A 21,427-nucleotide genomic window follows, 5' to 3' on the forward strand; every position below is an offset into this window, starting at 1 on the left:
GCGGATAGCATAAGCAAGGGGTTTCGTTGATTTTGGCGGGAAACTATCGTTCGGCGCGAGTTTGGAACTGGCGCCAAGTGTCAACGATCCAGGAAACTATATCGACTGACCGTTCCTGGCCGGCTTGCGCCTGACGCATCTCCCGAGAACGGTCATTCACGGCGGCATGCACGCGGCGAGACTGCCGCGAACCGCGGCTGTGTCGCTAACCGCTGTTAGCGATATAGCTGCGTTTTTCAACGAAACTGCACTCGCGCCGATCAAGCCGCGGGAATTACGGTCGCCGCTACTGCGATGCGAAGTGGCAGATTTAATGCGGACTGAGCCGAAGTGACGCTTTTATTGCGCTTGGAGTGGAAGCAAAACTGTCACTTCGGCGACTCGGGAAGCCGTCCGGTCGATCCGGCGCCGGTGACACATTTATTGCGTCCTACGCGTCGCGAAAGCTTCGGGCTGAACGCCTCAAGGCGGTGAGCGCCACGAGGCCTAGCCAACGCGACCGGTTCCGAGATTTTAAGGAAATGTTCCATAAGATCAAAACCTTACGGACGGGATTCGAAGTCTAGGAGGCGAAGTGACGAATTTAATGCGGACTTATGCGAATTGACGCTTTTATTACGATTCAAAGGTAAATAAAAGTGTCACCAAGGTCGCGCTTTGCCGTGCGCCGTCGTGCTGGTGGCAGTGACAGAATTATTGCGGTCTACGTCATGCACGTTATCGAACAACTCGCCAATCATTGTGAGCATCGTCGTGACGTGCATCTCGCCGGCCACCTCCTTGAATCGCTCCATCAACTGTTCGGGCACGTCATCATTGCGGACGTCGAGAGAAATCTCGGCGAGTTCCATCACCCCCGAATTACCTCCCCTGTGAATCTGGGCAAGGGAGGTTTGCGGACGTTCAGGAAAGACAGTAATGACAGGCGACAGCAGATCAAAGAAACCTATGCGGCTCAAATAGCTCGCCTTATCCTTGCAACTGCTCAGATCAATTGTGACCGCTTTGCCCTTGTCGGCAACTTGGTTACTGATAGCGAGCAACCGCGCAAGGGCGTCAATCAGGAGCCTCGAGGTAAGTCGAAAAACGATATGCCCAGCATCAGACTCAAGCGGCGAGCCGATGTCGCATAGTGCCGTCTCGAATTGCTCCACTGTGAGCCACTCGACGTCTGAAAAGACGACGACCAGTTCCTGTTCCTCGGCCAAGGACCATTCGAACGCTGCGTTCTGTGTGAAAACGTCTCGATTTCTGTCCAGGAACGCGTTGACAGCACTACGATCATGGCCAGTTCGCTTGGCGATCTCCCTGATTTTTAATGGCTGCTCCAGGCGAAGTACTCGCTTCACGTCTTCTTTCATTTGTTGGAGCTCAGAGAACCGGGTAATGTACGAGTATGCAAATCCCCGCTACTCGAAAGACCTCACGCCCACATTATATCTTGTGCCTCACGGGGGATCCTCCAGTGGAGTCTGTTTCATGTTGCATGATGATAATTTATGAAGCCAATCAGCCATTAAAACCTGGCGAGCGATTTAGGAATGCCCTATTTACCCCTTTGTTCGAGTTCAGCACGGGTCCGTTCGAGTTCCAGCGCAATTGTCTTCTCATCGGGCAGCACTGTCTGATATTCGGCCGCGAGAATCTTGTTGGGCAGGTTGTCGAGCGCGTAATGCGCTTCAGCAGCCCCCTTCTCTGCGCACAGGATCAGGCCGACAGGAGGATTTTCTCCAGGCTTCATCCAGTGCTCACGGGCATAGTTCAGATAGAGATGCATCTGGCCTGCATCGGCATAGCTGAAGCGTCCCACCTTCAAGTCGATGATGACAAGGCATCGCAAGCGCCGATGGAAAAAAACGAGGTCGACCCGAAACCAGGTATCGTCGATTCTCAAACGGCGCTGCCGTCCGAGGAATGCAAAGTCATCGCCTAGCTCCAGCAGAAAATCCGCGAGATGCTGGATGAGGGCAGCTTCAAGATCGGACTCCGAATACTCGTCCTTCATGTCGAGAAACTCGAGGACAAACGGATCACGTATGGCCTGCTCCGGTGTAAGCAGATCATCGGGCTGAACCTGTGCAGCTTTGCCGAGCAGCGCCGCCTTGTTGTGCGAGAGTGCCAGACGTTCGTAGAGTTGGCTCCCGATCTGGCGGTCAAGCTGACGTACCGACCAGCCCTCCCGTAACGCTTCGGTTTCGTAGAAGACGCGCGCGGCCTCGGTCTTGACGGAAAGCAGCCGCACATAGGCAGACCAGGGCAGCGGAAAGGCCTGGGCGACGACGGTCAGTTCCAGCGCCCTGACTTCACCCGCGCCAGTTGTTGTCGGCATCTGAGATTGTGCAGACGCTGCCTGCACAATCCAGGGGTCGGGAGATTGTGCAGACGCTGTCTGCACAATTCGCTCAGCCGGCCAGGCAAGATAGAACGCCCGCATCTGCGCGAGGTTGCGCGCACCGAACCCACGACCGAACCTGCCGGACAGATCCGTCCCCAAACGCCTGATCAACGCCTCTCCGTAGGCCGCCCGCACCTCACCGCCCTGCTCGAACTCGACGATCCGGCGGCCGATCTCCCAGTACGTGGCCGTCATCAGCGCATTGACGCTGCGCGCCGCTGTCGACCGCGCAGACTCCACCACCGACGCGATTTCGCGATGCAATTCGACGTAATCCGGCTGCGCAAGATCCATTTTCGTCATGGTACGTTCACTTCATCCTTGTCTGCGAAGGTGGCCGCGAGACTATCCAGTTGGGACAGTACTGCTGCCCCGTCACGCTCGATCCGCAACTGTCCATTCACAAATCCGCCACGACCGTCATCATCTGGGTCAGCTGCCTCGACATTCCCCGAATCCTGCGTCCAGAAATGCAGATGCGGCCAACCCACCACGCCACCGCGATCCCGGATCGAGCAGAAGCCGGCGTTGGCAAGTCCATGCACGCCACTATAGGCGCGCATGTATAGCGCCAGACGGATTGCCTCGCCCTCAGCACTATATTCGTCATTGCGGACGATCTCTTCACCCGGCAACCCGAGCGCAGCGCCCTCCGCCCAGGCCCATGCGGTTGCCTCCGGGTTCGAACACTGGATCACCGCGCGATATAGTGGGTCATCCGGATGATGTGTGGTGTCACAGACAGCATCCAGCATTGCGCGCTGGCCCGCATAAAGATTCCCGTCCATCCATGACCGGAAGCAGCGTGGTGTGATCGCGAGATGTCCCGCCTCATGGAGCAGCGTTGAGATTCGACATGCCGGATCGACAGCGAGCGTAACCCTATCAATCCTGCATCCAACGGAAAACCCGCTCGCCCAACTTTCATACCGTGCGGCAATCCCGGTCCAGTTCAGAAAAGCCATCTTGCGATCTCGGCTATCCGCTGCATCGACGACATAACCTGAAATTGCCGAGCCAGCCGAATATCTGCTCATTAAGTAACCCTTCTCCTTTCCAGTGAGCGTGCCACCCGTTGGATGCGCCGCGCCGCGGCTAGCCGCGTTCCGGCTACGCAGGTCCAGTCCTCGTGCCACCACGCAATCACGCCCCCGCCCCAAGTTCAGGGTCAGCCGACGGGACTCTACACACCTCTTTGGCCACAGCGCCCCACCACGAGTGGGACTATCCGTCGCTGGCGCGTGCGTCAATTGCACACCCATAGGCCTCCCTAGCTGCATCCAGAGACTCGATGGCCTGCATGTTTTGCTCCGCATTGTCTGCGCAGGAAAATTGCCGGGCTATCCACCCGGCTCGCTCCCGCCTGAAGTTGAAACCGGCATACGCATCGTTGGATATCCCGACCGCTTTGCCGCGGCCCCGGACGATGATGTTCACGCATGCCCGTTCGCAACACGCCTGCCGATTAGTAGTGCCGTGTCCAGTCGCCGGAACCAACCACACCGCAATCCCTGCGGGGTGGAACGCGCGGCTCACTAGGTCTCCTCACGGGCGACCTGCCTGACTGTAGCCCCTCATTCTATCGGGCCATGTGCGAAATCGAGTCAGCAAGTCCGACGCGCGGTTTGCCGATCCACGCCAGACATCGCAGCGAGAGCGTCGTCTCTGTCCGAACAACTTGACGAGTGTAAGAGTACGGCCTCGAGCATACGGAAGAACGGGAACGGTGATGCCACGACGCAGTGGCGATAGTTGCGCGTGTCGACTTGTCAAACTGTGTGGCGCAGTCACACAGGCCATGAGCCAAAGTTGGGGACGACTGGCGCCACTGCTAGCGTCATATCAATGCCAGCCCAACAACCGAACAATGACACTAGCAGGCCACGTTCGCACACTTCCCGGCACGGACCAGGGAGGCGCCGTGGTGGGCCATGCTCGCTGGAAACCTTCCCGAAACGTCAGGGCTATATATCTCAGGATTCGCGTCCCATCTCGCACGCAGAGATCGAATGTAGACCGTCAACTACTTCGGCCGAACAGACGACCACTATCTTGGGCGGCGGCCAAGATGATTGGCGCCGTCTATCGAAGCCGGCTGCCCGCATCACATACCTCCGCAACCACATTGACTCGTAGTCCTAATCACAGCCCTTCATGGAATCGAGATATACGTCCAAGTTGGCTCCCAACATGCAGCGCAGCCCCGGGCTGACGCTGAAGTAACGCCAGACCGGTTAGAGAATGTCCAACTCTCGAATTCGCTATGAGCCCGCGCTCGCAAGGGCGGTAGCGCGTGCAGATGCGCGGTGGACATTCATGGAAATCTTGCAGACCTGACCCAATGCGAACTGCAGACGACGCCAGCTCAAGCCCAAGCGTTGTGCCTACGCCGGGATCGCCAAACGATGCATAAATGTACCCGCTCGCTTAAACAGGTACTCACTGAATCTACGTTTGAGATAGTCACACTGAGGGCGACTAGAAAAGGCCTCCCTGCCGTACATCCCTGGGGGGCGGCAGCGACACCTGCGCGCGGCGCGCTCCGCGGCGGCGCACCACGCGCCGCACGTGCGCCACGAGCACGACCTGAATGTCCTGCGCGACCAGCACGAGCACATGCCGGCGCACACCTTCCGGTCCCGCGATGGCTGGTTCCTTTAACGCGCGCAGCGAGGCCCGCAGGGCCAGTCGCCGTGCGCGGTCCAGCAGCTGGGCGCGGCTCATTCCACTCCAGCACGCCGCGATAAACTCCGCGATGCACGCAGGTAGGGATTCCGGCGCACAGTCTGGCGGCAATGCCAGGGCAACGAGTTCGAAGCGGTCCGCCATTGTGCTTGTGACTCTCTCCAGATATGGGGCGATGGGGGGGCCGGGGTGAACAGGGCCACCTAGGTAAAAGTATGACCGAGGGAACCCAATCCGTCACGGTGCCGGGCGTACAAATTCCCTCACCTTTGGATGACGACCCTACGCTCCCTGCTCGTCGCCCGACCAACGAGGCTGCGGCGCATCGAACGCATAGTCCTCGGTCCGTTTGCCCGCGAGCTACCTGGGACGCCCCTCCCTGCCCGACCACTTCTTCTCGGTCGCGGGATCCTTATATTTCGCGGCCGCGCGCGGAGACCGGGCATAGCCCAGCGCTCGCCGTATTCCCGGCTCGGTGATGCCCAGAAGCGCGGCGTCTTCCCGCAACCGCGCGAGCACACTGCGGCGATTTCGCGCACGCGGGCATCGGTCAGCAGGTCGTTGACATGGCCGAGTTCGACGCGCAGGGTTTTTTGGTCGGACGTGGCAGCGGCTGACGTAGCGGCGATGTTTCTGATGTTAGCGAGCGAAATTTGACGACGAAGCTAAGGCGCTGCGCGTCTCCCGGCTCCATCCAAGCGGCAGTGCGCAGACGGACGTGACGCGAAACGGCTAGAACACTCCACCACGATATAATTACGAAATACGTATCAAAACGCACATTGACCATACGGAGACGCGGAGGGAATATTAGGGCACGAATTAGGCTGGTTTGTGCCTTAGTATTCTTCGACACGGCCGTGAAACAATGGCAAAAAACCAACAAATTAACACTATTAATCAATAACTTAGCATTACCAGAAACCGCTCCACCTTTGTTTCACGGCAAGGGGGGGGGGGGAACTCAGCAACACACCCAAATGCGATCCAGTTTGCGCAGCGCTTCATCGCTCCAACTCGTTCTTTCTTCTTCCGCAGCCCGGGAATTGTGGGTGATGCTTCTGACAAACTGCGACGTAACGTTGTCGACCGCAGGTTAGCCTTTTTGCCAAGGTTATTTGGCTCTCTTAGGTGAGAGAATTGCCACGGCGCAGTCGTCGCCCAGTGGCTCGCATTGAAAACGTGGGGATGCTCATCAGCTGATCCCAAATGCCTCCACTCGCCCGCCCGGAGCAGCGCTTTGCGCTTCACGTTTAACGGGTTACACGAATACGGCTCACACGGCTGGCTCTGCGAGACAAAAGCAAGGAGGGCCTTTCGAATTCCATTGACCCATCGCGTAACAAATTTCGGCGGAAAAATCTTCTCAGAACGGACACATGTCTTCTCGTAGACGAATATCGTTCGCAGCCGAACCTCAGCCTTCTACGCGCGCGATTTCCGCTCATATCTTGAGCACGTTCACGACGATCGGGTTTCCCTGTTCGACACAGCTGTTCGAGACTATTGAATCCAATCTACCGACACGTAGGTGGGCAGTAAGGACGCGTCCGCTTCTGCTTCGACCGGAACTGTCATGAGCGGCAGGTCGCGATCGCGGATTGGCCTACCGCGCATTGAGCCCAAGAACAACCCACAACTGACCTCTATCCAAGCAAATCGATTACCTCGACGCCGTTAGTGTCAGCCGGAACGGAGTTCGACATAACCTTACGAGCAATTAGAACGTACCAAGCGGCTATCGCTAGTGATCCCTCTGTCGCTCCACCGCCGCCTGCGAACGGCCGACTGCCGCGACCGAAGCTTATGGGCTACGCCTGATCATTGCAGTGCGCAGGGCTAACGGGGGTCGCCGTCAAATTCTTACCTTCCACTGGGTAGCCCAAATGAAACTTTCACCGCTCAGTTCCGGAGTGCTTCTCGCAGCAAACCACTTGGCTCGCCAATCTCGAAACAACGCAAGTCCTCCCGGCGCGTAGGGTGAAATACTGCACGACTTGGTACGTACCAACCGTGCTGCTGCACCGCTGTTGAAGTACGTCGTGCAGAAGCGCAGAGCAAAGACTCTTCTCACTGCAGCACTAAAAGCCATCAAAACGTCCGCTGCGAATTGGTACGTACCAAGCCGCAACACAGACCAGTAATTTAGAGTCGCGTTGACGCAAGCCCGACGAAGTTGTCATTTGCCAAGCTCGGTCGACTGGCCCGTAATAGAAAGGTTAAGTCTCAGTGCATGCAAACTATCAGGCCGGAAAAGGCTCTGGAAAGTGTTGACGACTCGCTGTTCACGCCTTCTGGTGGAGGCGTCAGCTTGGTTCAGTCGCCTTAAAAAGACGATTGAGACATGATTCCCGAGTTGAGATTATCCGCCTCGATAACGTCGTGCGCTCTCGACTGAGGCTTTAGGCGCGGCACAATTTTCGGTCATAGCACCGACGCCGGTTCGGTAGTTGGTACGTACCAACTGGCAGTCCTGTGGCAACTTTACATTTTCTCAATCTCATCAACACTCTCGCCAATGGGCATCCAGCTTTGACGTATGACCCTCCGCCTTCTGGACGTCCTCGGTACTCGTCTTGCCGGAAAAAGCGATTGAGTACTCAATGATCGGTCATCACTTCCAAACTGCATACCTAAGGCCGTCCAGTTTTAAACATCAACGACAATCGTGTTCCCAGCAGGTTGGCATTACAACAGTGCACGACGATCCACTGCGGTCATGCCAAGTGTCGGTGGGGATGGTGTTTCATGTTTGGCCAAGGCCAATAGATGGAGCATGACTTCTAGGTGTTTGGCGCTCATCCCAAGCCACTCGGTCAAAACGGCAATCTGCGGAGATATTCAATGGCCGCGGTTTCCGGCCTGCAAATTGGTACGTACCAACACCGATGGTAGTACTCGAAACGAGTTGCTCGCACGCGTCTTTCAAGGATGCGCCTCTACAAGTCGACTTATCGGGGCACTCCCACGGTTCGTTGCGGATACACTCCACGAACCCGTTACAGCCTCGATCGAGCGGAGCTGGCCGCTTATGAAAGCATAAGTGCGTGCAGGGCGTTGCCATTCGCCTCAGAAAGTTTGGAGCGAGAAGGCAGCGGATTTTTCCCAAATCGTGGGCCCCTTGGTACGTACCAATCTACGTTCGAACATGACAGCGGCGCGCTTCGGCGACAAGCTGTTTGCCGTGCCTTCAGGCTGCGAGCTTGTGCTCGTCGTAAGGCCGGTTCGTGTCACCGAGGATGACCGTTCAGTTACCGTGATTCGTACGCGACGATGCGTGGCCCTGAACGTCTGTGCTGCAGGCGACATCGCCCGCTTTCCGTTGGCTTGTGCCAGCGTGACAACCCGCATCGAGCATTGGCGTGTTACGCAACAGCAGGCACGACCAAAATTAGCGCTCTGTGGAAACTTCTTTTATTCGCTTGATAGTCAAGTCTTCTAGATTTTTCGTGAAAATTTCACTTAATTCTTGAAGTAAGAACATTCAACGTTTAAAGTTCCGATTGACTGCCCAGTTACTTGGTACGTACCAAGCGGTGCGTCTTACGTAATTCTCACCTAAATTCCGAACAGACAAGGATGACTATGGGCGACGCCCCAAATCTGAAACGCACGCAAATTGTCTTGGTCACCAATCAGAAGGGCGGTAGTGGCAAGACCACGACCGCCGGGAATCTGGCGGCCGGTCTAAACAAACTCGGTAAAAAAGTAATCCTCGTTGATTGCGATCCTCAAAACAGCGTCGTGCTTTGGTTTCAGAACGGGAACGGCGAAATCCCTTTTCCTTACACCGACTTGTCAGGAGCAAAGCAGAATCTCGCGTCGGAGATTAAAAAGCTTACTGGTACCTACGAGTACATAGTGATCGATGGCCGTCCTAGCCTCGAAGGGGATATCGAGGCTCTAATTGTGATGGCTGACCTCGTCGTCCTTCCGCTCAGACCTTCACTTGCAGACTTTCAGGCCATGCGTCCGACGGTCGGCTCCATCCAAGAGGTGCAGAAAAAAGTCAATCCCGAACTTCGTTTCGGCTTGCTGTTGAACCAGGTGCTTGGAGAATCGCGGGTGCTCACGAAGTCGTGCATCGAGGCGATTGAGCATTTCGACTTTCCTCGCTGTGCCACCCTCATCGCTTTCCGTGAAATCTACGCGCAAGCATACGCGCAAGGGATGACCGTCTTTGAATGCAAGGGAAAGACGGCGCGCGAGGCATCGCAAGAAGTCCTGGCTATGACTCAAGACGTTCTCTCGTTCTTGCACTGAGGAAATTCAATGAACAAGCCAAACCCCTTCACAAGCAAATTCACGCAACCTCTTCCGGCCTCACGGTCCGAGTTGAATTCGCAGCTTGCTTCTGCTGATCGTCGGTTCACGATTGCAGCCGGAATGCTTGACGATGAGACGTCCGTGCAAGAAAAGTCCGCTAGCACTGAGCGTGGCAACGGCTTATTTGACGAGTCAAAGCTCAGCGACGAGCTCTCAGAGTCTTACCGGCACTGGTGCGTTGAGCATCGATATGTACCGGGCCAGACACTTCTCGCACCGGTGAGTTCTTTGAAGGTCACAGCTTTCAATCCAAGGCATTTCTACAACGAGGCCAAACTCACCGAGTTGTCCCAAAGCATTCTGGAAAACGGTCAGCAGCAAGCTATTCACGTCGTCCCGGACTATCTGAATCCAGACACCTATTTTGTCGCTGACGGCGGAAGCAGAATGCGGGCGCTGCAAAAGGCACGTATCCGTGATGCGCTCATCACCGTAGTTGACCTCGAAATCGGCATCCAAAGCTACAAGCTTGGGTACGAGCTAAATAGTCAGCGGGCGTCCCAAACGCCGTTCGACAATGCGGTGGTATGGAGCAGGATGCTTGATGGCGGACAATTTCCTACACAAGCTAACTTGGCAGAGGCATTACGCATCGACGCGGAGAAGGTTTCGCAGACGTTAGCGCTGCGGAGGCTCCCTGACGGTCTTCTTCAGGAAATGGTCGCAGCCCCAGAGCGATTCGGAACACGAATGGCCTATGAGATTGTGCGCTATTACGACAAAACGTCGAAAGACGACGACGCTACGCTGAAGCTGATCCGTCGAGTTATCGATGGCGAACTGCGGGTTCGCGATGTACAGGCAATAGTGAACCACGCCGGCGAGAACCGCGCCGATGGGAGAAAAGTTCGTCAAAGCGCAGTTCAACGCTTTCGTTTCAAAGACCATGCCGGCCAGTCACTGGGTGAATTGAAGACTTACGGCGAAAACCGGATTGATCTGAAACTGGTCAATCTCCCTCAAGACACACGGGACCGACTTGAGCGTGCGATTAGAGAAGTATTGCAACCTTTCAGCGGTAAGCCAGGTACAGCGAAAGAATAATTTCCACTAACGGTGAAATATCGGTCTATGACTGTAGGAAACCTCGCGAATTGCGCCAAAGCACGTGGCCGCGTACCCCCGACGCCTCAATTCGGCGAACGCGCCTCACGTTTGATCGCGCTGGTTCTAGGGCTTATCGCCACGTGCAGTTCGGCGATGGTCACGGTTCTAGCTGGAGCAGAGCGGGGCGGCAGCAGAATTGAGAAATGCGCGTGGGTTGCAATAGGCCTTACGTTGCTTTTGAGCGCGCATTTCATGCCGTCTCTCGCACGTCGACGGCAAATGCATACCCGCATCGCAGTGGGAGTACTCTGGATTTTCTCTCTGCTGGCTACCGGCTACACCCACGCGACATTCTTTGTGAACTCGCAACGAGATGCCGGGCTAGAACGCTCACAACAAATTCCGTTGTCCCCGCTACCGTCCATAAGCAGTGCAGGCCGGACACTCAACGATATCGCTTTAGAGCGCGCGAGCGTGGAGACGGAAGTGGCGAGCGCTCGGCTTGCGAAATGCACAAGCGATTGCCGTTGGCTCACGCTGAGGCGAAGCAGCCTTTCCTCAAAATTGACTGCCTTAAACATTGAATTCGCCGAGGCGCGACGGCGTGAACAGATCATCGACAACCAACTGGCAGAAAGGCGAGGCGTGCTGGCAAAAAGAGAAGCTGCCGAGGCGGATCCGGTCTCAACTAGACTCGCACGTTTGATCCATATCGATGACAAGGCCGTGAGTTTTGTGCTCGCGATTAGCTTGGGTCTGCTACTTGAAGCCGTCGCCAGTATGAGTTGGGTTCTCGCTTGCCACGGTAATCCGCAGCACTCCAGCGAACGACGAAGTGACGCCGCAGAATACAATGAATCCGAGCCCTCCGTTCACGAGATGCTGCAAGCTGCTCGTGACAAGGAGTCTCGAACGCATGTTGCGGCGGTCCACTGGCATAGCACGTGGCCAGTTGCTGCGAACGCTACCACCGATGGGGTGGCCCCTCTACCTAGGCCCTCCGAAAACACCGGCGAACTAACTCGGATGACTGTGGACCTTCAGGTCGACCTGTCCGGCTCGAAGCCTGGACAAGACGGCGGACTGAAATCGAAGGTCCTGCCTCTTAATGACGAAGAGATGCTTGAAGAGCTCGTACTAGCGATTAGTAACGGCGAGACTCGCTCCACGCTTAACGCCATCAAACGATATACGGGATTCGGCGATGCTCGAGCGATGGCGCTTCGTAGCAGGTTAGTAGTGCAGCATCCCGAATTTTTTCGCGAGCCGCTGATTGCCATCACATAATGACTTCAGGATCCTTCGAGCCACGTATAGAACAAGCGTCGATCCACCGTTTTGATTCTAGTCATCCCTTACTCCCAGATCAGGAACGACGAATTTGACGCAGCGGGCGCGGTCGAGGGCAATGAAAAGCATCGATCGACGAGTGTTGTTCGCGTGCCTGCCTAAATGCACAAGGACACGTATTCGTACGAAGCGCCCCCCAAAACCGATCGCTCAGATGGTGACCTTGATCTTGGTCATAATGAACTTGAGCAGATCGCTATCCGTTGAAGCGCCCCACGTATCGTCCGCCAACCACGTGAAGAAGGCTGTCGAAGCGAGCTTCTTCATTTTGTGCTCGTCAGCGATCTTCAAGTCAGTATTGATTTGTAGATCGTTGTACCGCTCGACGAGCGCCGTTCGATCCGAAGTATCAAGCTCGGCGAAATAGCCTTTGCTTTCAGCAATACGATCCGCGATGAAAAGCGCTCTCAAATCCGACGGAGACGCTACCGCACTGCCTGGCGCCGGTAGCTGGGACTTCTTCTCTTGAGCAGGCTCTTCGTTAATCGTCCACCCCATCTTCACGGCATTGCGGAAATAAGCCGACACGTTTTCGAGCGGCGGCAGCTGTTTATTTGCCAACCGTTTTTCCACGTAGAGTACCGCTCCAGAAACCTGCTCCGCGCCGTGCCGTGCAAGAAGCTTGCGCGCTTCGGATAACGGCACACCGAGTGTAGTGACTGAGGACAGTACATCGAGATCCGGTGCCGCAGCCACGTCTGGGCGCTCCTTCTTCTTGATAATGAATTGAAGCGAAGAGACTGCTCGTCCACCTTCTTTCAGTTCCACGAGTTCGAAGACGTGATCCGCGTTGCGGTTGATGTCATCTAGGGCTTTTTTGAGGACTGTACGCTTGAACTCCTTGTAGACGGCATACGAGCCTTTGCGCCAATTCATTCCAACGATGAGATCGCGCCATACATCCACAGAGAGAACAGGCGTCTGCCCCAGACCTTCGTACCTTAGGACGTTCTGATAAAGAGGTGCAGAAAAGGCATGACTGAGCCGCTTCATAATCCGGAAATCCACCATGGCCCAAATTTCCGGTGTTACGAACAACTCACGAAGGTTCTCAGCATAGTGGTAACTAAGTAGGCCGCCTCTGCTAATCTTTGCTGCAGCGAGGAGAGCGCTCGCATTCCACTCTCCTTTCTTGAGCCCAACCAAATAGTCCCAATTGACCCCGAACGTCGTGAGGTCGTTGAGGATGCCCTTGAAATACGCCGTGTTGTTCGAACTCTCAAGTCCAATCTTCTCAGAGAGTTCAGAAACCTGGATGGTGTACCAAACGCGTTTGGGATCTGCCTTGTGCTGATCCATCGCGTGCTTTAGCAGTGCATCAAAGACGCGGTATTGATTGAGCGTCATTGGCCCGTCCTTTGGCGCCATGTGCACCGCTGATACAGCCTTCTTATACGTATCCGGCAGTTCAACGTCCGGAAACAGGCCGAATTGGTCTATCCCAAGCGCTTCTCGGGTTGTTTTTCGTCTGCTAGTCGCCACAGTTTTCCCTCGGATGTTCCTTCGATTCTACCGAAAGGTGGAAATTAGGCCACAAATTTTCCACCATTCGAACCGAGGGGAAGTACGGCCGGGGTAACCGCAGAGAGCACGCCCAATAGATTTTTGTCGGCACTTGTTCAAGTGCGCAGCTCGGACCTCCCAACGGACATCAGCCGCTCACCATATTCGTCCACATCTGGCGTTGCCGAAAGGCTAGCGAAGAGCATAAGCATTTGATCTGCGATCCCATTTTCGTACACCTTTCGGCTCAAAGTCAGATCGCCTAGGTATGCCCTAGACCTAATGTAAATCGCCTATATCATTGAAATATATACGAATTTACAGAAGTGATTACTCACATCATTGCCGAAATTTCCCAGATCCTTCCACCGTGCACCTGGAAGTTAGGCGCCAGACCGCGCAAACCAACGTCGATCCCAAATCTTTACACCTCATGCGCGCGAACGATTTGCGGCTCTCTGTCTTACTACGCAAACCCAATTGTCGAATTCAACAATTTGATTTATATACATTTTTTTGTAAGTGAGTGCACACATCCACCAACACCAAATCCCAAATCTTTACACCGTCGGTTTCGAAAGTAGGGGGTTTGCAGGCACCATTCTGGCCATGCTCCCAAAACCTTCCACCTTTGCGCTCAACAACCGAAAACCGGTAGCCCATTCCGGCGGGGATCGCAAGACCGACGCACGACACTCGATCATCTGTTGCCTCCAAGCCGGAACGGGCCGCTCGAAGGAAGGATCAAAGGCGTCCCAAAATCATCCACCTAAGGGAACCTCGACTCTGAACCGCCTCATTTCCCAAAACACGGCTTGATCGAAGGGGGAGGGAAATAACTCACCAGGCACCAAAACCATCCACCCTCCAAGTGAAATGGCTCCCATAATCATCCACCTTTGACACTTGTCGCACGCAGCCCATAAACATCCACCTTGCGCTACACGCCGACTCCCAAAAACATCCACTCCTATCCCATATCCACCCACTCAAGATCCCAGAATGTTCCACCTGACTCCCATATCCTTCCACGTCCGACCCCAAATTTATCCACTCATCATCCCAACTTCATACACCTTTGACGCCGTAAACCCATATATCAAAAGGAGTTTTGATGCCCTAAAGGTTTTAAAGAAGGAAAGTGTTTACAAGTAAACACGTAAACGAACGACTGTCACGTTCTTCACCAAAAGTATCCACCTTAAAACCATCGCTTTGTTCAGACGTCAAGCCACAGCTTAAAGTCTGTGGAATGCTCTCCACGAGAGCTATCGCTTGGCAGAAGCCGACGGGCAGGGCAGCCATCTAAGCGAAGATCTTGACCGCAGACGTTTGCGGTGGAAAAGTAAAGGCAGCTTCGCGAAGATCGCCTGTGGCCTCGAGAGCCTAGTGAAAAAGCGTCGCATACCTACCCAGATCAACGCGACGAAAGCGTTGCATTGGCCAACGATTGACGAGACATTCCGCATGTTCGTGGCTTGTGAACTACACAAGTCGAAGCGAAATGAAGCAGTTTCCAGCTAGCGAGTTGTCATGTGGGAGTCGCGTTTCAGGCCGCTGTTGCGAGCAAGCAAGTTGCTGAACGACGCGGGAAGAATGCTCTTGATATTGAATTGAGCATGACCGCACGCCGGGTTGATACCAAGAATACCGGAGAGGTTATTCTGTCCAGTCAAACGTTGCGCCCAGGTCTAGAAGGATAGAGACGGTTGACCCGGGCTTCGTGTGCTGCGATGCGTTTCTGGGAAACAAGTCTTGATTCGAACATTGCGAGCGAATCTCGTAGCCATTCCTCAAGTTGCACGAGATGAGGCGAAAAGCGTGATAGATCCCCCATCTCGACGCGTAGGCTCCGCTTATCGCGCCCGATACTCACTCTGACTGGTTTAAAGTCCTGATCGGGCAAACGGTCCGCCACAGCATATTCGAGAAGGTCACCTAACTCGCGATAGCCCGCCGTCCTCGCCTCGCCGATACGCTGGATGACAGCGTCTTCGCCGTGCCGGTCGATTGCGTGGCGAACGAGTTCGCTGGCTCGTAGAGTTATTGTGGTCGGCCCGCCTAAGGCGTCGAGGATCGCTGATGACATACGTGATAGAGAAAGCAGGCGCGACACGTGGGTTGACGAGACGTCGAGTGCCAACGCCAAATCTTTTTGAGAAGACCAAATTCGCTTGGACAAAAGAGAATCATAGAAAGCACCGAGTTGATAGTTCGAGCAGCGGCGCATGCGCATCTCGTCATGCATCAATCGGGCCGCAGATTGGTCGAGTACAGAAGGGAAAGTAAGAGGTCGAATCATGGCTGTGTTCCGAGGGGTTAAGGTCAAATCTACTCCCCTTGAGACGATGTCAAGCACATGCCTCCAAATCTCAATCCGTCTGACGTCCAAGAAGGGCACAGTTTGCGTAGAGCTTACCGTTGGAGCAAAGGTCGACTGCGAGCGCATAAATGTCGACGTGCAGGCGCCTGCAGAAAACTCAAGGGTTGGTAAATTTAAGTAATTGATGTCAAAGAGAAATGTGCCGTTCGTGAGCACGCGCAATTTGCGCAATTCAACCTACCACCAAGTTTTCTGGCAAGAAATCTCAAAAGCTCACTAAAAACAGCACCATTTCGCTGAAAACGGCGCAGGCGCCTGCAAAAATTTCTCGCGCGCTATGGCTGGCGTGAATGGTATGTAAAAACGGCGCCCTTTTGCCCCCGAGGCCCATTCCGTGGCCTGTTTCAATTGACGCGAACCCACTCGTGCGCGCGCGTCATGTCCTTATTCCGCAGGTCCAAAAAGCAGGTTGCCCTCTCCACAGCTCCGGGCGGCTACTCCGAAGAAGATCCTGAAAAGATCATCTTCGACGGCGGCACGCGCCTGCGGGTTGAGGCCAACCACTGGAAGATCGCGACGCTTGCCCTTGCGGTGATCGCGGGTGGGGCGGTGTGGACACGACAGCCGCCGCCATCAGTGGTCAAGGCATACGGCATCTCTGCCGATGCCGGCGGTCACCCCCTCATCAAGCAGTTGGCTGCGTACAAGCCGGACGATCAGGCGCTTCGCAAATCGATCGCAGATTCTGTCGGCTACTGGTTCACGATCGAACCGGTTCTCACGCCCACGATCGAAACATCCCGACTCGCGCGCAACATCAACGCCGTCAAGGCGCAGATGCTCGACAACGCCAAGAACCAGTTCGCCGACTGGCTCAAGAAGGACGCGCCGTTCCAGACCATCACCGCCAATCCGAAATACGTCCGCGAGGTGTCGGTCAAGAACGTGTCGGTGCTCGATGACTCGACCGTTGTGGCGGAATTCACCACGACCACGACCCAGTTTCCTTCTGACCGTCCCGTTGAGCAGCGCTTCGCGCTGACGCTGCGCTACCAGATCGTCCCGGCCAGTTCGGACGACGCGGTGGGCACCAACCCGTTCGGGATTTTCTTCCCGTTCTTCTCGCTCCAGAAAATCGCATGACGACTCCGGCCCGCTTCCTGCTGCCGCCTGCCGCGCTCGCCTGCGCGCTGGTGTTTTCCCATACGGCCCTGGCCGCGCCGAAGCCCTCGCTTGCGGGCGGTTCGCTGGATGTCGGCGCGATCATGGGCGACCCGATGAGCCCGGTGAATCCGTATAACGCGGGCACCGATCCGGTGACGCTGCCTAACGATGCGCGCATTGCTATTTTTCCGTACAGCCGCGACCAGATTTTCAGGATTCTCACGGCACCGGCGAAGCTCACGACGATCGAGCTCGCGCCCGGCGAGAAGCTGACCGTCGATCCGGCCATGGGCGATTCGGTTTCGTGGGCGATCGACACCGACGGCGCGAATCACGTGTACATCAAGCCGATGAAGCCGGGCATGGTCAATACGCTTCACCTGACCACGAATCTGCGCGAGTACGACATGACGCTGGTGTCCTCGCCGCTCGGTGGCCTGTTCTACCAGTCCGTGCGCTTTCGCTACACCGAATCGCTCATGGCGAAGGTGCGCGCTCGTGCCGAGGCAGCAGGCGGTGGTGGACAGAATGGTGACGGGGCAACGGACTCCGGCCCGATCGGTGTCTCGCCGGAGAAGCTGAACTTCGAATACACCATCTCGGGCTCCGCGCCGTTCAAACCTGAGACGGTTTTTGATGACGGGAAGTTCGTCTGGCTGCGCCTGCCGGCGGATGCGCCATTTGCCGTGCCGATCGTGAAGGATCACGGTGACGACGTTGCACCGAACTTCATCCGTCGCGGGCCGTACATCGTTGTCCAGCAGCTGGCCGACAAGATCGTGTTGCGTGCCCAGAGCGACGAAGTCACCATCACCCGCGGCCGACGCGGTCTCTTCGGATTCTGAGCATGTCGAGCCAGAACCCGCAAAACCTCTCGGATCAGGAGCGCGTGACGAAGGGCAAGTCGCCCCGTAACGCGCTCGTCGGCGTGGGTGTGATTTTCGCCGTGCTCATCGGCGCCCTCGGCTATTACTACCAGTCGAAGGCCGCGGATCAGGCCGATGAGGATGCGAAGGCCGAAAAGGCCGCGAAGACCGCGGCGTCCGTCGACCGCGCGCCCAGCGGCCAGGACATCGACAAGATCATCCAGGACCAGCAGGCGCGCGCCCGGGAGGATGAGCGCAAGGCCCGTGAGGCCGCTGCCGCTGCGTCAGCACCGACGGCGGCTGCGAAGCCAGGGCTCTCGCTCGACCAGTTCGGTAAGGATGTGCCGACGTCGACGCTGGCCGCGCAGGCAAAAGATGATTCGATCTACGCGTCGCCCATCTTTGCTCCTGGTCATAAGGTCAAGGATCAGGGCGACGCACAGGCCAATGGCGCGGCAGGCATCATGACGCCCCAGCAGATGATCGCGGCTCAGCAGGCCGCTGCGCAACAGGCCGCGACCGGCTCGGCCGACGCGCAGGCGCGCGCGCTCGCAACGGCCATGGGCCAGGCGCAGGGCAAGACCACGACCGCATCGTCGCAGGAGACGGATCTCCAGTTCATGCGGGATGCAAAGGCGCAGTCCGCATCGGGCGAAGGTTTCCTGAGCGCCGGCTTTGTTGGCCAGTCCGGCTCGTGCACGCTCTCGCCGCCTCACCACATTCAGGTGCTGGTGACCGAAGGCGAAAACTCGGATCGTCCTGGCTCCGCGTCGCTGATGGTTGAGCAGAACGTGTACGACAGCGTGACCGGCACGTGCCTCATGATTCCGAAGGGGACATTCATCACCGCGCCCTACCAGTCGGACATCAAGGTCGGTCAGGAGAGCATCCTCGTTGCTGCGACCGAAATGCGCCTGCCCAACGGCAAGCAGGTGCCGCTCTTCGGCGCCCAGGGCGCGGACCAGAACGGCTACGCGGGCTTCTCGGGCGACGTCAACAACCACTTCTGGAAGATTTTCGGCGCGTCGTTTATCACCGCGATCCTGGTGAACCACTTTGACGGCAGCGACACGTCATCGACCACCAGCAGCCCGTACGGCGTGACGCAGGTGGGCAGCACCGCGGGCCAGGTTGCAGCGCAGACGTCGCAATCGATCCTGAGCCGCTACCAGAACATCCCGCCGACTATCACGATCAAGCCGGGCCAGCGCTTCATGGTCAAGGTCAATCGCGACATTCACCTGGAGCCGTACCGTGGCTAGTCCTGTGCGCTGCGTACCCGGCCGTCTGGTGCTCGCATTTGCCGCTGCGTGCACGTGCGTCACTGGCGCGGCGCATGCCGCATCGATCGAACAGCTCATCAGCCCGGCCTCGCTCGTCCTTGCCTCGCAAGGCTCGCGCGAGGTGGCCGCGCTCGACGGCAAGCCGGTGCTGTATTGCGGCCTTCGTGCGTTCGAAGCGTGGGCCGCGCCGCTGGTGGGTCAAACGGTGCGCAGCACGCCTGACGCGGGGATGACCGTCTCGGTGGACGCGAAGGAAGTGTCGCTCGCGGGCCTCATGGTTCGTAGCGGCTGGCTGCGTACTGATGAGCTCGATGACGATGCGCAGGCGGCCATGACCGAGGGCCGCGGTGGCTGGGCATGTGCACAGGCTGTCACGCCATTCGAGCTGCTGCATACGAGCGTCGATCCGAAGGTGCTGGCGGGTATCGCCCTGAACGAATCCGCATACAACGGTCGCGCCTGGCCATGGACGTTGAACGTTGCGGGCCGTGGCTACTTTTTCCGCTCGCGCGAGGACGCGGTGGGTGCGATTCGCAAACTCATCGCCGCAGGTCGTTGTGACTTCGACGTGGGAATCATGCAGGTGAACTGGTGCTACCACCGGCAGCGTTTCGCGTCGCCGTGGGATGCGCTTGCGCCCGCAACGAATGTGCGTGTGGCCGAGGACATCCTCAACGAGAACTACAGCCGCACGCACTCGGTGGCGAAGGCGATCGCCTGGTATCACAGCGCGAACCCAGCTCCTGGCAGTGCCTACCTCGCGCGCTTCGTGCGACACATCAACCAGATCAACGCTGGCCTATGAAGCATTCCGTTTGCAGTCTCGCCGTCCTTTGTCTGCTCGCCGCTGCGCGCCTGTCGGTGGCCGGCACCGATCCGTTCGATTTCGACTACGAGATCGAGGGCGGTATTGCAGAGCGCCCGGCACTGATCTTCAACGACGGTTCGAAGACCTATATCCAGCCGCGCGCTGGCCAGTCGATCTCGGTTGCAGGCGGGCACCGCGAAGGCCCCTACGTGGTGGTCGACGGCACGCCGCCGAGCATCCAGTACACGGTCGCAGGTCACACCGCAACTGCGTCGTGGAGTCGGGCCAACACGTTTATCGGTGGCCACGGTCTCGTGCCGGGGGCGGGCGATGACCAGCCCGTGGCATTCGCAGGTTTCAGCGGCCGGCTTTCACTCGTTGGCGAACACGGCGCGCTCGAGCCGGTGCGCGCGCTCAATGCGAACATGCCGGTCGCGGCGGTGGTCAAGGCGCTTGTGCCGCAGGGCTGGAGTGGCTCCGCGCAGAAAGACGTGGATCTGAGCGCGGCAAGCCGTTTCGAGACCCAGCCCGGCGAAAACTGGATGCACGCGCTCGACCGGCTGATGGGCCAGACGGGTCTGTATGCGGACGTCGACTTCGACTCGCGCCACGTGCGCCTGCGCCGCGAGCTCGAAAAATCGGGTGCCCTGAACTTCGCGGTCGCGTCGACGCCGACGTCGAGCGCTGCGGTCGCTACGGTTGCATTGGGCGACGCCCCCAGCGCGCCGGTCGAGTCGCTGCTCGCGAAATACTTCGGCGCGAACGCGATCCGCGACGGTGACGATACCCACACCCAGATCCGCTTCGCAGCAAAGCCGAAAGACCTGACATTCCAGACGGCGGACGGCGTGTCGCTGCATCCGAGATGGGATGCAGACGCGGGTGTGATGAGCATTGATCGCGCCGAGCGCTTCTTCGTGTCGAATGGCACCTCGCGCGTGGAAGTCGCGCGCCGCGCCGGGACGGTCTATGACTTTCCCGCAAGCAACAGCGCCCACCTCGAAGCGGTATTCGACCAGGGCGGCGAGACGTTCTTCAAGTTCTCGCCTTCGGTCATCAACGTCTCGGTCGCGGACGTTCGCCACCTCGGCTCCGGCGAGCAGAAGGGGCGCTACTACAAGTTCAACGGCACCTCGGAGCAGTTCATCGTGACGGCCGACTGCCAGACCGTCAGCGTGCTGCGTCGCCACGACGTGAAGTACTTCGAACGTGCGGGGGCAGCATCGTGATGCGGCTCGCTCTTGTGCAAGCGGCCGTCTTCCTGGCCATCCCGGGCATGTTCCCGTCGGTTTCGCGCGCGGACTGCATCGACGATGCGGCGGCGTACCGGCACATCAACGTGCGGCTCGTGCGCGCGATCGCGCAACAGGAGTCGGGCATGCGCGCGAACGCCGTGAACCGTAATGCCAACGGCAGCGAGGATCTCGGCCTCATGCAGATCAACTCGTCGTGGCTGCCGAAGCTTGCGCGATTTGGTATCCGGCGTGAGCACCTCTTTAACGCCTGCGTGAACGCCTACGTGGGAACCTGGATTCTTGCTTCCAACATCCAGCAGTTCGGCGCGAACTGGAAAGCCGTGGGCGCATACAACTCGCCAACGACGGCACACCAGATTGCCTACGCCAATTCGATCTACCGACGCCTGCAGGGCCATTGATTATGAGCATACCTAACCGA

General features: G+C 57.3%; 16 protein-coding genes. 10 read left to right on the forward strand and 6 right to left on the reverse strand.

Annotated features, from left to right (window positions below; all coding sequences use genetic code 11):
* Positions 1 to 641 precede the first annotated feature (641 nt).
* From BBA01S_RS36075 to BBA01S_RS36095, 4 genes are all read right to left on the reverse strand, one after another.
* A complete protein-coding gene (locus tag BBA01S_RS36075; RefSeq protein ID WP_027820673.1) occupies positions 642 to 1,361 on the reverse strand; it encodes a hypothetical protein in 720 nt (239 codons plus the stop codon).
* A 185-nt stretch (positions 1,362 to 1,546) separates the two neighbouring features.
* Positions 1,547 to 2,698 (reverse strand): PDDEXK nuclease domain-containing protein, encoded by a 1,152-nt coding sequence (locus BBA01S_RS36080; protein WP_027820674.1) that lies wholly within the window; start codon positions 2,696 to 2,698, stop codon positions 1,547 to 1,549.
* Positions 2,695 to 3,432, reverse strand: coding sequence for a hypothetical protein (locus BBA01S_RS45420; RefSeq protein WP_156966209.1), 738 nt, complete (start codon positions 3,430 to 3,432; stop codon positions 2,695 to 2,697). Before BBA01S_RS45420 ends, BBA01S_RS36080 begins: the two co-directional genes overlap by 4 nt.
* Before the next feature lie 1,441 nt (positions 3,433 to 4,873).
* Positions 4,874 to 5,119 carry a hypothetical protein gene (locus BBA01S_RS36095; RefSeq protein WP_245641699.1) on the reverse strand — a complete coding sequence of 82 codons (246 nt, stop codon included), beginning with the start codon at positions 5,117 to 5,119 and terminating at the stop codon, positions 4,874 to 4,876.
* Between the two features lie 3,540 nt (positions 5,120 to 8,659).
* Here BBA01S_RS36095 and BBA01S_RS36100 point away from each other — a divergent pair.
* The 3 genes from BBA01S_RS36100 to BBA01S_RS36110 all read left to right on the forward strand — a co-directional run bounded on the left by BBA01S_RS36100 (position 8,660) and on the right by BBA01S_RS36110 (position 11,740).
* A complete protein-coding gene (locus BBA01S_RS36100; RefSeq protein WP_027820677.1) occupies positions 8,660 to 9,343 on the forward strand; it encodes a ParA family protein in 684 nt (227 codons plus the stop codon).
* Positions 9,344 to 9,352: 9 nt separating this feature from the next.
* Positions 9,353 to 10,450 carry a ParB/RepB/Spo0J family partition protein gene (locus BBA01S_RS44325; RefSeq protein ID WP_084162753.1) on the forward strand — a complete coding sequence of 366 codons (1,098 nt, stop codon included), beginning with the start codon at positions 9,353 to 9,355 and terminating at the stop codon, positions 10,448 to 10,450.
* A gap of 282 nt (positions 10,451 to 10,732) precedes the next feature.
* The gene (locus BBA01S_RS36110; RefSeq protein ID WP_027820678.1) at positions 10,733 to 11,740 is read left to right on the forward strand and encodes a hypothetical protein; all 1,008 of its coding nucleotides are present in this window, start codon (positions 10,733 to 10,735) and stop codon (positions 11,738 to 11,740) included.
* Between the two features lie 213 nt (positions 11,741 to 11,953).
* On the opposite strand, the gene BBA01S_RS36115 is transcribed toward BBA01S_RS36110, so the two are convergent.
* A complete protein-coding gene (locus tag BBA01S_RS36115) occupies positions 11,954 to 13,171 on the reverse strand; it encodes a RepB family plasmid replication initiator protein (protein ID WP_407668368.1) in 1,218 nt (405 codons plus the stop codon).
* A gap of 1,410 nt (positions 13,172 to 14,581) precedes the next feature.
* Between BBA01S_RS36115 and BBA01S_RS47290 the strand changes: the two genes are divergently transcribed.
* Positions 14,582 to 14,830 carry a hypothetical protein gene (locus tag BBA01S_RS47290; RefSeq protein WP_156966211.1) on the forward strand — a complete coding sequence of 83 codons (249 nt, stop codon included), beginning with the start codon at positions 14,582 to 14,584 and terminating at the stop codon, positions 14,828 to 14,830.
* A 148-nt stretch (positions 14,831 to 14,978) separates the two neighbouring features.
* Here the strand turns inward: BBA01S_RS47290 and BBA01S_RS47295 are convergent, their stop codons facing one another.
* Positions 14,979 to 15,608, reverse strand: a complete 630-nt coding sequence (locus BBA01S_RS47295; RefSeq protein ID WP_156966212.1) for a hypothetical protein — start codon at positions 15,606 to 15,608, stop codon at positions 14,979 to 14,981.
* 459 nt (positions 15,609 to 16,067) lie between these two features.
* On the opposite strand from BBA01S_RS47295, the gene BBA01S_RS36120 reads away from it, so the two are divergent.
* The 6 genes from BBA01S_RS36120 to BBA01S_RS36145 are packed head-to-tail and all read left to right on the forward strand — an operon-like array spanning position 16,068 to position 21,407.
* Positions 16,068 to 16,772, forward strand: coding sequence for a type IV secretion system protein (locus BBA01S_RS36120; protein ID WP_027820680.1), 705 nt, complete (start codon positions 16,068 to 16,070; stop codon positions 16,770 to 16,772).
* Positions 16,769 to 17,638, forward strand: coding sequence for a TrbG/VirB9 family P-type conjugative transfer protein (locus BBA01S_RS36125; RefSeq protein WP_027820681.1), 870 nt, complete (start codon positions 16,769 to 16,771; stop codon positions 17,636 to 17,638). The genes BBA01S_RS36120 and BBA01S_RS36125 overlap by 4 nt, the downstream gene beginning before the upstream one ends.
* Positions 17,639 to 17,640: 2 nt before the next feature.
* A complete protein-coding gene (locus tag BBA01S_RS36130) occupies positions 17,641 to 18,921 on the forward strand; it encodes a TrbI/VirB10 family protein (RefSeq protein WP_027820682.1) in 1,281 nt (426 codons plus the stop codon).
* Positions 18,914 to 19,747 (forward strand): transglycosylase SLT domain-containing protein, encoded by an 834-nt coding sequence (locus BBA01S_RS36135; protein WP_407668367.1) that lies wholly within the window; start codon positions 18,914 to 18,916, stop codon positions 19,745 to 19,747. Before BBA01S_RS36130 ends, BBA01S_RS36135 begins: the two co-directional genes overlap by 8 nt.
* Positions 19,744 to 20,979, forward strand: a complete 1,236-nt coding sequence (locus BBA01S_RS36140; protein WP_027820684.1) for a TrbG/VirB9 family P-type conjugative transfer protein — start codon at positions 19,744 to 19,746, stop codon at positions 20,977 to 20,979. The genes BBA01S_RS36135 and BBA01S_RS36140 overlap by 4 nt, the downstream gene beginning before the upstream one ends.
* Positions 20,979 to 21,407, forward strand: coding sequence for a lytic transglycosylase domain-containing protein (locus tag BBA01S_RS36145; protein ID WP_174479200.1), 429 nt, complete (start codon positions 20,979 to 20,981; stop codon positions 21,405 to 21,407). Before BBA01S_RS36140 ends, BBA01S_RS36145 begins: the two co-directional genes overlap by 1 nt.
* Positions 21,408 to 21,427: the final 20 nt, after the last annotated feature.

The sequence above is a fragment of the Paraburkholderia bannensis NBRC 103871 genome (assembly GCF_000685015.1).
GTDB classification, from domain to species: Bacteria; Pseudomonadota; Gammaproteobacteria; order Burkholderiales; family Burkholderiaceae; genus Paraburkholderia; species Paraburkholderia bannensis.

Excerpts from the sequence above, each read along its gene's own strand:
- BBA01S_RS36075 (WP_027820673.1), bottom strand. The coding sequence starts at position 1,361 with ATGAAAGAAGACGTGAAGCGAGTACTTCGCCTGGAGCAGCCATTAAAA.
- BBA01S_RS36140 (WP_027820684.1), top strand. The coding sequence starts at position 19,744 with ATGAAGCATTCCGTTTGCAGTCTCGCCGTCCTTTGTCTGCTCGCCGCT.
- BBA01S_RS36130 (WP_027820682.1), top strand. The coding sequence starts at position 17,641 with ATGTCGAGCCAGAACCCGCAAAACCTCTCGGATCAGGAGCGCGTGACG.
- BBA01S_RS36100 (WP_027820677.1), top strand. The coding sequence starts at position 8,660 with ATGACTATGGGCGACGCCCCAAATCTGAAACGCACGCAAATTGTCTTG.
- BBA01S_RS36080 (WP_027820674.1), bottom strand. The coding sequence starts at position 2,698 with ATGACGAAAATGGATCTTGCGCAGCCGGATTACGTCGAATTGCATCGC.
- BBA01S_RS36095 (WP_245641699.1), bottom strand. The coding sequence starts at position 5,119 with ATGAGCCGCGCCCAGCTGCTGGACCGCGCACGGCGACTGGCCCTGCGG.
- BBA01S_RS36110 (WP_027820678.1), top strand. The coding sequence starts at position 10,733 with ATGCATACCCGCATCGCAGTGGGAGTACTCTGGATTTTCTCTCTGCTG.
- BBA01S_RS45420 (WP_156966209.1), bottom strand. The coding sequence starts at position 3,432 with ATGAGCAGATATTCGGCTGGCTCGGCAATTTCAGGTTATGTCGTCGAT.
- BBA01S_RS36120 (WP_027820680.1), top strand. The coding sequence starts at position 16,068 with ATGTCCTTATTCCGCAGGTCCAAAAAGCAGGTTGCCCTCTCCACAGCT.
- BBA01S_RS36115 (WP_407668368.1), bottom strand. The coding sequence starts at position 13,171 with ATGGCGCCAAAGGACGGGCCAATGACGCTCAATCAATACCGCGTCTTT.
- BBA01S_RS36145 (WP_174479200.1), top strand. The coding sequence starts at position 20,979 with ATGCGGCTCGCTCTTGTGCAAGCGGCCGTCTTCCTGGCCATCCCGGGC.
- BBA01S_RS36125 (WP_027820681.1), top strand. The coding sequence starts at position 16,769 with ATGACGACTCCGGCCCGCTTCCTGCTGCCGCCTGCCGCGCTCGCCTGC.
- BBA01S_RS44325 (WP_084162753.1), top strand. The coding sequence starts at position 9,353 with ATGAACAAGCCAAACCCCTTCACAAGCAAATTCACGCAACCTCTTCCG.
- BBA01S_RS47295 (WP_156966212.1), bottom strand. The coding sequence starts at position 15,608 with ATGATTCGACCTCTTACTTTCCCTTCTGTACTCGACCAATCTGCGGCC.